Annotated in this window: 14 protein-coding genes and 1 pseudogene; 11 read left to right on the top strand and 4 right to left on the bottom strand. The window is 37.1% G+C overall.

Going from position 1 to position 15,866, the window contains the following annotated elements; genetic code table 11:
• The 6 genes and pseudogenes from EJP82_RS13140 to EJP82_RS13165 form a co-directional block, all read left to right on the top strand.
• Window positions 1–142 (top strand): manganese catalase family protein (locus EJP82_RS13140; protein WP_211350109.1); only part of this gene is annotated, 142 nt, incomplete at its 5' end.
• A 236-nt stretch (window positions 143–378) separates the two neighbouring features.
• Window positions 379–5,892: an RHS repeat domain-containing protein gene (locus tag EJP82_RS13145; RefSeq protein ID WP_127192528.1), complete on the top strand. Its 5,514-nt coding sequence runs from the start codon at window positions 379–381 to the stop codon at window positions 5,890–5,892.
• 16 nt (window positions 5,893–5,908) lie between these two features.
• Window positions 5,909–6,409: a hypothetical protein gene (locus EJP82_RS13150; RefSeq protein WP_127192529.1), complete on the top strand. Its 501-nt coding sequence runs from the start codon at window positions 5,909–5,911 to the stop codon at window positions 6,407–6,409.
• A gap of 393 nt (window positions 6,410–6,802) precedes the next feature.
• Window positions 6,803–7,021, top strand: a pseudogene (locus tag EJP82_RS13155) (IS110 family transposase); the annotation flags it as partial.
• A 242-nt stretch (window positions 7,022–7,263) separates the two neighbouring features.
• Complete coding sequence (locus EJP82_RS13160; RefSeq protein ID WP_127192530.1) at window positions 7,264–7,818, top strand: hypothetical protein; 555 nt, start codon at window positions 7,264–7,266, stop codon at window positions 7,816–7,818.
• A 23-nt stretch (window positions 7,819–7,841) separates the two neighbouring features.
• A complete protein-coding gene (locus tag EJP82_RS13165; RefSeq protein WP_127192531.1) occupies window positions 7,842–8,066 on the top strand; it encodes a hypothetical protein in 225 nt (74 codons plus the stop codon).
• Window positions 8,067–8,395: 329 nt separating this feature from the next.
• Here EJP82_RS13165 and EJP82_RS13170 read toward each other — a convergent pair whose 3' ends face one another.
• The 4 genes from EJP82_RS13170 to EJP82_RS13185 all read right to left on the bottom strand — a co-directional run bounded on the left by EJP82_RS13170 (window position 8,396) and on the right by EJP82_RS13185 (window position 11,300).
• Window positions 8,396–9,721 carry an alpha/beta hydrolase family protein gene (locus EJP82_RS13170; RefSeq protein ID WP_127192532.1) on the bottom strand — a complete coding sequence of 442 codons (1,326 nt, stop codon included), beginning with the start codon at window positions 9,719–9,721 and terminating at the stop codon, window positions 8,396–8,398.
• A 149-nt stretch (window positions 9,722–9,870) separates the two neighbouring features.
• Window positions 9,871–10,314, bottom strand: coding sequence for a DUF3021 domain-containing protein (locus EJP82_RS13175; protein WP_127192533.1), 444 nt, complete (start codon window positions 10,312–10,314; stop codon window positions 9,871–9,873).
• Window positions 10,315–10,327: 13 nt separating this feature from the next.
• Complete coding sequence (locus EJP82_RS13180; RefSeq protein ID WP_127192534.1) at window positions 10,328–10,765, bottom strand: LytTR family DNA-binding domain-containing protein; 438 nt, start codon at window positions 10,763–10,765, stop codon at window positions 10,328–10,330.
• A 79-nt stretch (window positions 10,766–10,844) separates the two neighbouring features.
• Complete coding sequence (locus tag EJP82_RS13185) at window positions 10,845–11,300, bottom strand: hypothetical protein (RefSeq protein ID WP_127192535.1); 456 nt, start codon at window positions 11,298–11,300, stop codon at window positions 10,845–10,847.
• 446 nt (window positions 11,301–11,746) lie between these two features.
• On the opposite strand from EJP82_RS13185, the gene EJP82_RS13190 reads away from it, so the two are divergent.
• From EJP82_RS13190 to EJP82_RS13210, 5 genes are read left to right on the top strand one after another with little or no spacing between them, the layout of a single operon-like run.
• Entirely contained in the window at window positions 11,747–13,129 is a 1,383-nt protein-coding gene (locus tag EJP82_RS13190) for a right-handed parallel beta-helix repeat-containing protein (protein WP_127192536.1), read from the top strand.
• Window positions 13,126–13,665, top strand: a complete 540-nt coding sequence (locus EJP82_RS13195; RefSeq protein ID WP_127192537.1) for a nitrous oxide reductase accessory protein NosL — start codon at window positions 13,126–13,128, stop codon at window positions 13,663–13,665. Before EJP82_RS13190 ends, EJP82_RS13195 begins: the two co-directional genes overlap by 4 nt.
• A gap of 23 nt (window positions 13,666–13,688) precedes the next feature.
• A complete protein-coding gene (locus tag EJP82_RS13200) occupies window positions 13,689–14,510 on the top strand; it encodes an ABC transporter permease (protein ID WP_127192538.1) in 822 nt (273 codons plus the stop codon).
• The gene (locus EJP82_RS13205; protein ID WP_127192539.1) at window positions 14,503–15,228 is read left to right on the top strand and encodes an ABC transporter ATP-binding protein; all 726 of its coding nucleotides are present in this window, start codon (window positions 14,503–14,505) and stop codon (window positions 15,226–15,228) included. The genes EJP82_RS13200 and EJP82_RS13205 overlap by 8 nt, the downstream gene beginning before the upstream one ends.
• Window positions 15,229–15,233: 5 nt before the next feature.
• The gene (locus tag EJP82_RS13210) at window positions 15,234–15,788 is read left to right on the top strand and encodes a redoxin domain-containing protein (protein ID WP_127192540.1); all 555 of its coding nucleotides are present in this window, start codon (window positions 15,234–15,236) and stop codon (window positions 15,786–15,788) included.
• The last annotated feature ends 78 nt before the right edge of the window (window positions 15,789–15,866 follow it).

A 15,866-nucleotide genomic window follows, 5' to 3' on the forward strand; every position in this document is an offset into this window, starting at 1 on the left:
GTGGCTCATCGACATGACTGACGACGTTGATTTGCAGGATAGTTTGAAATTCCTGCGTGAACGGGAAATTATCCACTCGCTACGGTTCCGTGAAGCGGTGGAGATTTTGAAGGATGATCGTGGGCAGAAGAAGGTGTTTTAGAGATTTTTATTTTCAAAATAAAAATTTAAGTCGAAAGGCGTTCATTAGCGAACGCCTTTTTTTTGTGGTTTAGGTAACAGAAAAAAGATTTTTCAGGATGTCTTTGGTGGTCTAAATCGTCAATTTCTACAAATATTCAATCATCTTAATGATTTCAGGGTTCAATTCCTATGTTTTCTAAGTCATCTTAAATATCTATTATTTATATTGAAGACCATATAGCATGTATAAAGTGCATGTCAAACGATGCTCAATTTGTCATGAATCCTGTGAATCAAGAAGAACAGACAGACCTACCAGACACTTTAAACGATAATCCTGTAGAAACTCCAAAGCCAACTTTGGAATCATCACTCTTAAATATGCAAACAGCCGAGAGTGTCGAAGAATTGGGTAGTTTAAAACTGGAAGTTGAACGTAATCGCATAGAGCTAGAAAGACAACTAAATGTCGAGCAAGATCAGATCGAGCAAAATCAGGCCAAACTAACAAGGGAGGATTTAATTCAACTCTTTTCAGTTACTGAAGACTGGATACAAAATGAATTAGATAAGGGATTTACCCTCCAAGAGCTTTTTACAACATTATGGACTCAATCCAATTCAGCAACACTACGAAGTATGTCTCCAACGTTAGATCGGAAAGTTCCCATTAATTTATCTGATTCAACGGAAAGTGTCATAACTTCTTATGTTGAAAATAAAGAACTAATGCCATTTAGTATATTTGAAACAATCACTAACCCAGAGCCCTTAGAATTTCCATCAACATTTAACGAAAACCCAATAATCTTTGATAAAGAGGGTATAGATGGGGAACAACCTAATATTGATCCTACAGAAATTCATGATGTAACAGGTGCAGTATATGCTCAGAAAACGACGAATCCGACACCTGAAATTCTAAAGCCCATTGCTAAGATATCAGAGGCGCCTTATAAGGTTAATTTACATGGTGAGGATGTCTCGTTACTGTCCGGATCATTGTCAATTTTTACTTTGCCTGGAAGAAACGGTTTGTCATTTTCACTAAGCCGCACATATGACAGCAGTGATGCACAATATTATGAACCAGATGTTGGATACAGTATGGAATATGGATACGTATTTGATTTTAATAAAGAGCTTAAGTTCAGAGACGAATATTACAATTTGGAACGCGTCTATAGTGAAACTCTCGTAAAATATGCTTGTTCAGATACATCAACACCGTTGTATAGCGCTGGTATGGGATCAAATGCAAAAAGGAATGGTGGAACCTTCTCCAGCATGTATACATTGGATGTTGCAAAAAATAATCCGCCTAGTTTAAGTCGTGAAGTAGTTCATCCATGTGGATATGAAAAAGATCGAATTTATTACAAAGAGTATAGATTTGCCTATAATACAACAACAACGAATAAATCAAACTGGTATATCCAAGATGGATATTCAGATACAGCAGGTCCTTTTTCGCTATATCAAGAAGCAGTTGCTTTTCAGAGGGAAATAAACAATGGAAGTTATAATGCAACTGGATCAGCCGGAAGCTATTCTGAGGGATACTTTGATTACGAGGAACTTTATTATAGTAGCGGAGATATTAGGGAAGTACTTACAGACTACAATGCATACAACAAGGTAAAAGATAATCCATTAGACAAACGGTTTCCATTAGGAAAGGGATGGCGCTGGAATATACCATATTTGAAGTTTGATAGTGGTAGAACTTACGTAGGGTTGTCTGAGGGTAGTGTTTATGAAATTAACGGAAAACAATTAAAAAATTATCCATGGTCTGACTTATCCTTTGAGTCAGATACTTCTGTAACATATGCCAATAGAAAATCAGCGTATGTTTTAAAATCGGTTTATGGAACCTCTCAATATTTTGATTCAGATGGAAATATACTACAAATAAAAGATGCTTACGGAAACTATATCGGATTTAGTTATGGTAATGTTTCTCCTTATGGAGTTATTCTTACATCAATTCAGGACGCTCTAGGAAATTCCATTGACATTCAGTATACATCGGGGGAAGTAAAACTCACGCTGGGAGATCAGACAGTAATCTACAAAAAAACGACACAGAATAATAAAGAACTACTTACTCAAGTCATAGATTCAATGGGGAGAAAGACGACATATAGTTACGCAGTCAAGCAAGCAAAGTTTAATCTACTCGGATCATCACCGAGCGCTGATAATCCGTATGCACTTCTTACTAACATTGTTCATCCGACAGGGGCAAAAACAGACTATCAATATGAAGTAAATCCTGTTACACGTTATGTTGGAAACGAACAAGTGAATCAAGCTTTTCGACTAGCTGAAAGAAAAGATGTAATAAATTACACGGACATGACCACGAAGGATTTCAATCTTTCGAAATTTATATATTCGGGGGATATTGGGAGTTCATTCACAGGTAATCTAACTTTAACAACTACTGTGTTTGACGGACTACTAGAAACCCAAAATACATTTAAGAAAAAGTATGTGAATAGCAACTATGGTTCTGATTATTTTGCAGTAAAAACAATATCTAATGATGGTACGACGGAATATATTACCGAGCAGACTTATGATGAAGCAAATCATCGAAATGTCCCGATTACTTCTAGTTCATACTATCGCAATAGGACAACACTAGCTACATCTGTACCTGTAACATCAGCTTGGACATATGACGCATATCAAAATGTCACTAGTTATACTAGTCCGTTAAAGTTGACTTCATCATATGCGTATGATTCTGGAACACATTTATTAACAACTGCGTTAGAACCTGTAAGCTTGTCAAAGAATGTATTCAAACAAATTGCTTCAAGAAATGCTCAAGGTGATATTCTGCAAGAAAGAGTGTTAGATTCAAATGTTTCAGGAAAGGTTTTACAAGACTCCTATTATACGTATGATGCTTATGGAAATATCACGTTGATTAGAACCAAAGAAATTGATAATTCAAATGTTGATATTCAGATTAAATATGGTAATGAGTATAGTTCTGGGTTTCCAACTGAAATCAGCCGACCATATAAAGATGCTTCAGGCCAAGCATATACACAAACCGTGAACGCTACATATAATATGGCCACAGGGGCACTAAAAACATATATGGATGGTGATGGAGGGACGACTAGTTATTCTTACGATATCCTTGGTAGGTTAATTCAAACTGTCAATCAGGATGGTACAAAAGCAACCTTGAGTATAAACGATACTTTGAATAAAGTTGTATTAACTGATGAAGTAATGAATAGCACTTACAGCCAGTGGGATCCCTTAGGTTTGACAATTGAAAGTGGTATTGTAGAGAATGGTGTAAACAAAGCTAAATCTAAGTACGGATATGATCAGTATAGTCGTTTGGTATGGTCAGAAGATGCAAAGAGTAATCGGACAGTCACCAATTACGATAAATGGGGTAGAACTGTCTCGACGATACTACCTGATCAGAGTAAAATGCAGATCATTTATGATGATATTTTCAAAACGAGTGTGATTACGGATGCAGTCGGAAATAACATACGACAAAACTTTGATTTAATTGGACAAGTAATAAAAAAAGAGCAAAACTTAAACGGAAGTTATCAAACGATTTGGACAGGAACATATGATGCAGGGGGTCATCTTCTTTCTGAACAGGATGGGAAAAACAATGTAACAACCTACTCATATGATGTACTCGGTAACCTACTATCATTAGTTACGCCTGATCAGTACACTTATAAGTATTCGTATAATAATAGAGGGCTATTGACTCAAATATTATACCCTGATCAGAGTGTATTATCGAAAAACTATGATGAACTGGGGCAATTAATTAAAGTCATAGATCCTTTACAAAAAAGTGATATCTATAAATATGATGCTAACGGAAATATGATCAGAAACACAGATAGAAATGGACAAGAATTCAATTATATTTATAGTAATCGTAACTTTTTGCTCAGTAAACAAGGTCCAACCGAACAGATTTTATATTCGTATAATGATGATGGAACTCGAAAGACAATGACTGATAACGGAAGTCAGACCACTTTATATGAATATACACCGTTTACAGGGCAGCTTATGAGTATAAGTTATCCTGACGGAAAAACGATTTCGTACGATTATGATCAGATTGGTAATCGAGTGAAAATGACGACACCATTCGCTAATGAAGTTTCATATGATTATAATTCTACTAATAATTTAACTAGTGTGACTTGGAATGGCGTTGTTCAAAGCTCATATAATTACAATGCAAATGGGCAATTGCTTAATTTGCGGCAGGCAAATGGAACAAGTTCAGAAAACACCTATATGGATGGCAATCTAAGTAGCCTGTATCATAAGTATAACAATACAACCTTGAATAAATATAATTACAGTCATGATATCAACAAGAACATAGTAGAAGTCAAGGAGAACAGCCTGGAAACAAAACTGTTCAGTTACGATAATATGGACCGGATAACGAAGTCTAATCAATTCAATGAACTGTATACTTACGATAGCCGAGGTAATAGGAACACTTTACAAACTGAACAGGTGAGCAGTGCCATATCGGAGGATGTATCATATAGTTATGATGAATGGAATCGATTAAGGAAAGTTATACAATCTGATGGTACCTCGGTGGAATACAAATATAATGGAGATAATTTGCTCGTTGAACGCAAAGAAGGCAACATAACAACACGATACTATTATGATGGTCAAGTTATCATTGCAGAAGGAACTGTTCAGAGGGATGGATCAACTAATGTAAAAGCAAACTATTTGTACGGAAATGCGCTTGTGATGCGAGAAGATGCCAATGGTCAAAAAGGTTATTATCTTACCAACGGTCATGGTGATGTTGTAGAAATGAGAGATAGCTCAGGGAACATACTTAATCAATATACCTATGACATTTGGGGAAATGCAATAACTGCTACAGAAACCGTAGACAATCTGTTCCGGTATTCGGGAGAATATTGGGACGACTCAGTTGAGCTTCAATACCTACGTGCCAGATGGTATGATCCAAGTGTAGGTAGGTTTATTAATGAGGATACGTATGAAGGAAGTTTTACAAATCCATTGAGTTTGAATTTGTATACTTATGTGGAGAATAATCCGTTGATTTATACAGATCCAAGTGGGCACATGGCTGATTCTGGTGGTGCATCTGGTGGAGATCCTTTATATAATCTTTCGTACACTCCGGCAACCGATAAGATTATTCTAGCAAGATCAGCAAATGCAGAAGTACGTGCTAAGCTTTTGAAAAATCTGATTAAAGAATATAAATATGGTTTTTTTGGCGATAATTCTGGCGGAATGACTAGAAACCAATTTGAGTATTTGTATAAACTAGCATTAACAACTGGTTATGAAAATTATGGTGTTGCGAAATGGGCGCTGTCCGAATTAGATGATTATTTTTCCTATGGAGCAAATGATAAAACGATAGCAATAGCTGCAACCTTAGGGGGTATGTCGTCTGGTTCAATTTCTGGATCTAATGGAAAAAACTTTGGTAAAGTAGATTTCAAAAATTTTTCTGCTAAAGAAATAGAAAGGAAATTCGCCCTGAAGAAGGGGCAATTTCATGGAGTGAAGCAAGATATTATTAAAGATTTGACTAATAAAAACTCCCCATATAAGGATTCAATGAAAAAAGTGGGTAATAATCCTGATATTCATTTGAGTTCTGACGGGACAATTAGAATTATGTCTAGGGATGGAAAAACATCATTTGATACTAACTGGAACATTAACACATTCCTCCCGTGATAAAAAGGAGAGATATATGTCATTCGATTTGGAAGTCGTAATAGTAAACCAAGAAGATCCTGTACAAATACCTTTTAAATCTTCAATTGAAGTAATGAATGAAAGGGACAATCAGGATATCAGGAGATTTAGCACTACTTGGAAATTCATGAGTCAGACAAAAGGGATTTGGTATTCGTTAGTCAAAGATGACGAAGGAATTAAAAATGCTTTTCTACTGTGTGACTCAGATTTTGAAAGAGATGCACAACATATACCCGTCCCTTTTTGGATTGAAAATGAAGATGTAATATATAACCTGACTCCTTTGATTATTAGACCGGAATTTAAGATGGACTTCGAAAAGATATTAAGTTTTTTTGTAGAACAGTCTCCATCAAAAACAATTATGTTTTTGGCGAGATATCAGGGGGGGGATTGTGAATTAATTCAGGGCAATTTATCTATTCGTGATTTTATAAATCAAATAAATCTAAAGAATATATTATTTAACATCTGCTACCTAATAACAGAATAAAAGAGCAGCGACCTTGTGGGGAATTTGCCCTCAAGGTCTTTCTTTTTACCTATACCCAGTGCCGAATGAATCCATCATTCAACCAATAACATACTTAACCTATGTAATACCCGCTCGGTTGTACGTACTCAATCAGGTTTACCTGAACTGTTCACAATGGGAAGGTCATGTGTCGGCATATCATTTTTTTCGTTTGTTCTATTTTAATGATTAATAGATTGGCTATTCAACAGGCCTGATAAAAGAGCAGACTCAAGCCCAATTAGTGGTCTGATTGATTTGTCATACACAGAAGATTTAGTTAAAACCCGTAGTTTCATGTGACCACCATATGCGAGTGTGGTATTATCCCCTTCAAGTAGACACTCAAAAAAAACTTATGTTATCATGAGGAAGAGTCTTGCTGTTCGTCAGATAGCCGTTACTCGTGGGAAGCGAGAGCCACGTAATCCTTACTTCTATAGTTACTATGAACAGAGATTAGTAGCAGGAAAGACGAAGCAACAAGCTATTGTTTGCATTATGAGGAAACTGGTCAATGTCATCTATTATCTGTTGAAGACTAAAGCCGTATACATAATTCCAGAAGTATCCATTAAACAGGCTGGATGATATAATCTGATAGACGGAGATTGGGAACAGTCACCGTCCATTTCTTATTAGTAGGAGTCGCTTTATAAACTAGATACGTATGAAGGAAGCATTACAAATCCGCTGACGTTGAATTTATATACGTATGTGGAGAATAATCCTTTGAAGTATATTGATACGAGTGGAAATATACCTATGTATCCTTGAATAATGGGGTCTATTATTATGAACCTTCTAGCAGAGCTGAAGACACAGGTGACTTTTTGGGTGGCTTTATACCAGTTCCGTTTGCGGGCGACTTATTAAAATCTGGTGTTTTTAATGCAGCTAAAGTATTTGCAGGTTACGAGGAATACAAAACGGAATATTTTTCTAAATCAGCATTCAAAAAATCAAAAAAAATGATTGGGTATGTTGGAACTTTAGGAGATTCCACAGAGCTTGCAGGTATATTAGGTGACTATACTAAGGCGGGTAGATTGGCGAAATTAGCTAAAAAAATTGGAGGTAGGCTTTCTAAAGCCGCAACATTGTCAAAAGGAGGTGAAATATTAGCTGATTCTAATTATGATTATGATGTTCTTATAGATAGTTTGTTAGACCGAGAGATGAGATCAAACTCTGAGGAGTTACTACTATCAAAATACTTATTAGCCTTACCAATATTAAAGAGTTTGGTGAAGAGTGGAGATATAGATTATGAATTTGATTTTTTTTCACAAAAAATTTGGTACTTAGATATAACAAAAACAAAAAAGGGTTCTAGTAAGATAAATGATTTAAAAGAAATGTTGTTGTCCCTCGATAAATTAAAATAAGTATGGCTGGAAGGGTGTCTTTTATGCTTTTAATATTACTTTTTTTATTTATTAATGTGGGCTTTTGGATTGAAATGAAATATATAATGGAAGTTGGAACAAGAGAGAGAATAATTACCTTGATTTTTACAAATATTTTTCTTATGATAGCTGCGATATTTCAAAGTAGAACTATTGCGTATATTGTTTTAGGAATAGGACTTGTAATTAGTATTGTATTTTCTGTAGTAAAAGAACTAAAAAAATAGCTAAAAAGCCACATGAGAGTATGGGACTGACCTCCTAGCGTGAGAAAAATTAAAACACTTTCAAGTGAATGCAACCATGATGTAAGATATGGAGACTCAAAAAAATAGTAGTTTAGGCGGATAGCTTAAAAGCAGTAGACCGAAAATTCAAAATAGCGGTGCAAGGGATAGCCTCCCTAGCACCGCTATTTATAAATTTGACGCTTTTTTTTGTCAGGTGAACCATTCATTAAGTGAGTAAACCTACTTATGAGACAGCCCCTAATATTTAGGTATGTGTTCCATTGTAGAGTGATTAAGCGTAGTAAATGCTCATAACCTTTTTGCCATTAATATGTCCCTTCAGAGTCGAAGTCACCTTCGCCCTTAAGATAGCAATCAAAGAACTCAAGCACGAGGGTATTCATTGTCTCGATAATATAATATTTGTCTGCCTCAACCCCGCCACCCATACTCACTGAATTGCTAATCATAGATACGAGCATCGGTGAGAAAAGAGGTAGATCAGTAAGACTCATATGATTCGTGCCCTTGATATTGACCATGAACGCCTTGGGAGCAGTGTCTAATATCAGTGTGTTGGCATCAATATAACCTGCGTCATGAGCAGCGGCAAACAACTTCATCATATCGTCAGTGTATATATTGAGTATCGGAAGTGGATAAATTTTATCGTTAATAACGTATTTACCGCCCCTAAAGTCTACATTCTCACCGAGCAAATCGCCATCGAGATTAATAACTGCACGTACGTCATCACGATCTCTACCAACTTGTGCACTTGCCGCTCCGCCAAGAGAGTGACCCATCAAACCGATTTTGTTGGTGTCAATAAGCTGATAAACCTCGTCGGAATCGGTATTCTTTGTGTTCTCAATAATCGTGTCGAGTACGAAATTCATATCTTGGGTACGAACTTCCAGCCACTTGTGAGTGAGCTCAAACACGGTCTCCTCATCGTAAATGCCCTTATTAACATCGATTACTTCCTGTATGAATGACGTATCTACCATTGTGAATTTGCCTTCCGTATCAACGGTATACATGGAGTGATGGGGATGGTCTAGAGAGGCTACGACATAACCATGACTTGCTAATTCCATATAGGTGGAAGTGTTGCTATCTTTTATTCCAAACGCACCATGGGAAAATACCACTAACGGATATGTTCCATCCTTATCCGCAGGATACCAGAATTGGGCAGTAACCTTCCTATTCTGGCCTGAATTGTTGAATGTCTCAATACGGCTATCATCTGTGTATGTATAAACGGCTGTAGCCACCTCATAACTACCTGTCATCTGGGGAGGCTCATACTGTGGGAACATCAAAGCGGGTGCCATCGCTATAATCAGAATCAGTAACATGGCGAGTGCCTTGAATATGATACCTACACGCTTAGGTTCTTTCTTCTCCTCTTTCTTACGTATCAGCGACACGACACCGATTATTGCCCAAATAAGCAGTGTCGCAGCAAGCAATTTCCATTGAAAGCTCCACTCAATGACCGATATCAGAGTAAAGAAGAAGAATGTGGCGAATGTACCGATACGGATCCAACTTCTGGTTCTCTTCTGATTGGACTTTGTTGCAATACAGTATACGGCTAACGTGATCTCGATCAATGCTGCGAGAATAAATACAATTGTTCCCACTTTGTTGTCTCCTTTTGTTTGTTACAGTTTTCCTTCTAGATTCAGCATACAATACACCCAGCCGGATGTATTGGCGTTAACGGTATGCTGTAAATAAAGACAGGTAAGCTGTACAAAAGGAGGGGTAAGCTGTCATTCACTTCTTATTCTTATTCCGAAACGTGCATTGATTCTTCTTTCATAGCCTTTAGTTTTTCATTGATTCTATGCGCTGATTTTCTATCATCCCTCCATGTCAAGAAGCGGACTAGTACATAGATTACCGCAATCTGAATTGCTAATAAAAGCGTATCTAGGGGACCGCTTATCCAGGCCATTACATTGGCCAAGGTCAATATAACAACTTCCAGTACCACGAAATGAATGATTATCCGGAGCCGCATTTCCTTTTCGGATATCTCCTTTGACGAGTAGAAGATTAAGCTTGGTAAATCTCCAGCCAATGCACATATCATATAGATAAAAATATCTGTCAATTCAAAATGCTCATTGGGTGAAAATATCTGCCGCAATACAGTTATAAATATGACGACAATTGCAAATATGATTAAAAAATCTCGGATCAACTCTTTAAGATATTCTTTTAATTTCATTTTCCGTTTTCTCCTATAAATCCAACATCTTTTTTAATACAGGTACATACTGTCTTGAGATAACTACAATTTCTCCGTTATCCAGCTTTGCCTCAAACCTGCCGCTTATGGAAGGCCTTACAGACAATATCTTTTTTATGTTTAAAATGCTAGATTTAGATGCCCGGAAAAATTTCATTCCCTCACATATTTCTTCCAGCTCATAAAGCTTATGCTTTGACTCTAATACCTTGTCTTTACAGTAGATAAACACTCTATTGTCCACTGCTTCAAAGTAATATACGTCTGCTATTCTAATCCTGTGGATATTGTCATCGTCATATCCAAGTATCATAGTGTTTTTTATTTCTAATTTGCTTAGCAATTTTAGAATATCATCATTCAACTCGTGGCATCTGATGATAATTTCCTCTTCATGGTCCCTGCTAATTTCTTCAATGGATACTTTCATATTCTCACCACTTCAGATCTGATATACCAAATATGCGAAATCCCATATTCTGTATTGATATTAACTCTTCTAGTCTGACTTATTGGAATTTAGATTTGTCATAATTGTACGGTATGCTAGTTCCTACTACTACATCTTCAATTTTCTCAATAATTAGCCAGTCATCCATATTACTCTGATGGTCAAACTCTAAAGGTCCAATTTCTTTTACATTAGAAAATTCGACTAAACAGAGACATTTTTTTTGCCATCTAATCATTTGCTTGTCCGTCAAATGGAGTTTTTCTTGATTGTCTTGAAGTGTTTGGGTAATCTCTTCTTCTGCTAGTTTTATGTAGTTCTGAACGTGAGTAACCGTAGCCATCGCAGAAATTTTACCTGTTCCTTTTTTCATAAAGTATAGCGTTTCATCCTCAAATACTCTGCTGTGTGGAATCTTTCTTCCTGCAGCACCTCTAACTACCATGGTTTTCATTCCGCTTAGTATCTTCTCCAAAACTTTTTCCTTGTCGTCACAATAAACGAGGTGCACCATAATAACTCCTCCTTAATTATCATAGCTTCAGGACAAAGAGTACTGCTTGCTACCCGCATAACCTGATCTGAAGTATTCCTCCTCTTGCCCGCTATTAGAAAAAACTATAGCATACTTATCTTTTCTCATTCTGTGCCAATAGTAACATTTATACAGCATAAAGAAAGCAGATAACTACGGCACTCCAAAGAGTAATCACTGAGAACATTAGTGAGGAAATGTTGAATCGTCTTTAATAGATAACTAAGACACATGCAGAGAATAGTCTGCATGTGTCTTTTTGTTAGGTTTAATATAAATCTTCATGAAAACGCCATAATTACACACAATCTTCTTATAAAAGGACTCTTTAGGGCTATGTTAGTGAAAAAAGTTATAGCCTATTATTTTGATTAGAAGAATTGGTGATGTACTGATCTATGAAACGAAAAGTAGGGAGTAAGTTAATGAGAAGCAAACATCGCATGAATGTTCTTATTTTTGTAGTTTTGATCCATTTCATTCTCGTTAGTTTGTTATTTACTGTAGTTGCTTTTTCTGCGACTGAGGAGGAGGTATCAAGTAAGCAAATTTTTGATCTTCAACAAATTGTCGATGAGGCACAGCCGGGAGACACGCTTGTGTTGGCTGAAGGAAACTATCTGGGACCTGTAGTCATCAATAAAGTGTTACATATTCAAGGTTCTAATCAAGTATTGCTGACAAACGATTCCCCTGAGGCAGCTATTATGATTCAAGCAGAAGGGGTGGTTGTGGAAGGGTTCAATATTAGACAAAATTATGTTAATGAATCAGCAGCCATCGTTGTTACAGCGGATGAAGTAGGTTTGAAGGATTTGAACATCCAAACGAAGGGATATGGAATACTGCTACGGGATGCGGACAGAGGGACTGTCCTTCATAACTCGATCTCATGGTTGAGAACTAAGAACATCAAGACTGGGGAAAAGGGGAATGGGATCGATCTCTACAATTCTCATAACAACACTATTGAACAAAATAAGATTCAGAATATGAGAGATGGCATTTATTTGGAGAACAGTCGTCAATTGAAAATCCTAAATAATCAGCTTATGGGTTCACGGTACGGTATTCATTGCATGTATATAGATGGCTCCGAGATTATTGGCAATCTAGGTGAATATAACATAACAGGCGCCATGATTATGGGGGTTCGGGATGTTCTTGTTTCTAATAATTCATTTCTAAAACAGAGTAAAAATGTTAACGCTCAAGGAATACTTCTATATAGCGTTCAGAATTCGGTGATCGAACAGAATATCGTAGAAGGAAACAGGGTAGGAATATACATCGAGTCATCGCAAGAGAATCAAATAAGAGAAAACTCAATTCTTAGAAACTTTATTGGGATTCAATTTGTTCATGCAGAAAGCAACAAGATTCATGATAATGACTTTGTTTCCAACGTGATTGAAGCAGAGGCCACAGATAGTGACGCCAATGAAATTGAACAGAATTATTGGGATTCCGCACAAGGCTTAGACTTAAATAAAGATGGAATAAGTGAAATCCCTTACGCTATCAATCCATTTTACCAAGAGTTGATTTCTAAAACTCCAGCCTTTCAATTGTTTTTTCAATCAACAGGTATGACGTTTTTAAGTTCAATGTATACCAACAACCAGGAAAGCTGGACTAAAGATTCTTCACCATTAATGAAAATGAGTATAGATTCGATCTCAAAACCACCGCCATCTTCAACTGAAAAAGGAAATATTTCTGAGACGACGTTTATGCTCCTTATCACGTCAACACTTCTGATTACGTCAGTAGCTATTATATTTTATTCGGGGGTATCCAAATCATGAAAAAATGGTCAATGGCTTTTGCGCTTATGTTGGGAATTTTCTTGTTAGTAGGTTGTGGTCAGAAGAAGTACACACCGCAGGCAATAAACGAAGATGTAGATGTTTGCGTCATATGTAACATGCAGGTGAAGGATGATGCCTTTGCAACACAGATAGTGACCAAAGACGGCAAAAATTTAAAATTCGATGACATTGGTTGTATGAATGAATGGAAGCAGAAAAACGGTGTGGATCATATAGGCATGGATTATGTTCGCGACTATAACGATAAAGAATGGATACAGTTTAGTAAAGCTACCTATGTGTATGACAGCTCGTTCCGCACACCGATGGCGTATGGAATTATTAGTTTTAAGGTAAAAAAATCCGCAGAGGACTTTGTTCATGAGCAGGGTACTGGGCAAATATTAAGCGCTGATGAACTATCTAACCATACTTGGCAACAAAGCAAGGATATGATGGATATGCACATGGAAGAAGGAATGGATGGGGATATGCATGAAGACATGAATATGGATCACAATGGCACTAACTAAATACAGAAGATGGAGATATGAACATGGCAGATATGCTGCAAGTTGCAAGTAGAGAGATTAAAATGGGATTCCGCAATCCGTGGGCTTATTCCTTTCTAATTCTATTTTCTGTTTTTAGCCTAAGCTTGTTGCTAGTTAACTCTCAGAATGAGGTTAGTGGTTACTCAGGAGTAACCGGATCTATGTTAAGTCTTATACTCTATGTACTTCCGCTGATGACTTTGTTTTTAGGATCCTTCTCACTTACTGCGGAAAAGGAAGAGGGTAGTTGGCAGCTATTATCTACGTATCCCCTTGGAACGATGTCTTTTTTGATAGGCAAATATGCCGGATTATCTGTAGTATTATTGACGATTGTCTCCTTTGGTTATGGTTTGATGGGCTTGATTACGATAATTATTGGTAAAACCTTTGCAGCGACAACATTTCTTCTCTTCCTTGCCTTTTCAATTGGCCTAGTACTACTATTTCTGTCGATAGCCTTATTTGTAGGTTCTCTATCCAAAAATCGTTGGCAGGCTTTAACGATTTCGGTCATGATCTGGTTCTTTGCAGTGATTGGCTGGTCCAGTATTTTAATAGCTGTCTTAGGCTTACTTCCGTATTTATGGATCAAACCAGTATTGGTATTCTTCACCTTTTTAAATCCTGCCGAGTTAGTTCGTTTGTTTGTTGTCATTAAGCTTGGAGGCGGATCTGTATTAGGTCCTGAATATTATAAATGGGTAAATTGGATTCATCAGCCAAGCGGAAGTTTAGTATTTATTGGACTATGCTTAGTTTGGATTGGTCTGTCACTTACCATTGTGTACTGGATCTGGGAGAGGGGGCGTTCTCGTGGCTGATCCCTTTGTCCAACTCGTTGGTGTAAATAAGAAGATTAAAGAACAACAGATCATCGTAGATATCAATCTGAATATTAAATCCGGAAGTATAGTTGGGCTGTGTGGTGGAAATGGTGCGGGAAAAAGTACGATTTTGCGAATGATCGCTGGGATTCTCCAACCAAGCTCGGGCGAAATTTCGGTAAATAAATTGCAATGGAAAAGAAATAGGAAGATATTCTCTCAACAAATAGGGTACATGCCGGATGATTATCAATTTACGCAAGGGCTGACGGCAGAAGAGGTATTATCCTTTTGGGCTGCATTACGCCGAGTTTCGCAGAACAGAGTGAACGAAGTGCTCGCTCTGGTGGGATTAGAGGATAAAAGACATAAGCAGGTGAATTCTTTCTCTAAAGGAATGCGGCAGCGTATTTTATTTGCCCAAGCTATTCTGGCCAATCCTCCTTTATTAATTATGGACGAACCAACGAATGGATTAGATCCTTTTTGGATGAATGAGTTCGTCAAACTATTAAGGGAGATTCAGCTTGAAGGCCATACCGTTCTATTTTCTACTCATCAGCTTGACATTGCGGAACAGGTCGCAGATGATGTTGTATTTTTGAATAAGGGACGGAATTGTGGAGAAGGTAGCGTAGCATATTTTCGTCAAAAGTATGGAGAGCTACCTTTACAAGCCGCTTTTCAACATAGTTTAGGAATAAGCTCAAGGTGAATCGAATGAACAATCAAAATTCTAATGTGCGAGTTATCGTTACTATTGTGATTGGTTTGATAGCACTCGGGGCTATTGCATGGATTGTAGTTTCGTCTAGACATGATAATAGTCAGCAGGAGGCAGCTAAATTAACCATTGGTAGTATTGCTCCTGATTTCGAACTAACGAATACAACTGGGCAAAAAATGGAGCTCTCTGACTATCGGGGAAAAGTGGTGATCCTCAACTTTTGGGCTTCTTGGTGTGAGTCTTGTGTGAAGGAGATGCCGCTCATAAATGATGTCTTCCAGTCCAATAGATCTGACGTGGCAACAATATTCATAAATGTGGGAGAATCTAAGGGCACAGTGAACAATTTCTTGGCGACAAATCATTTTTATTTCCCAGTCATCATTGATGTTACGGGAAAAGTGTCTGGATTATATGGAGTTGTTGGTTTGCCTGCCACATTTATAATTGATAAACAGGGAAAAATTTCTCGATTGTTGTTAGGTGAAATAAATAGCGACTCACAACTCCAATCATATATAAATGCGGAAAAAGATGATCAAGATTAACTTGGATCATCTTTTTCAAGTATACTCAAGTTATGACCAGCAAGGTTTAAAAAAACGCTGAAAGGCTAGATGGGGGAA

Origin of the sequence: Paenibacillus anaericanus, assembly GCF_003994475.1 — a bacterium.
In the GTDB taxonomy this organism is placed as follows: domain Bacteria; phylum Bacillota; class Bacilli; order Paenibacillales; family Paenibacillaceae; genus Fontibacillus; species Fontibacillus anaericanus.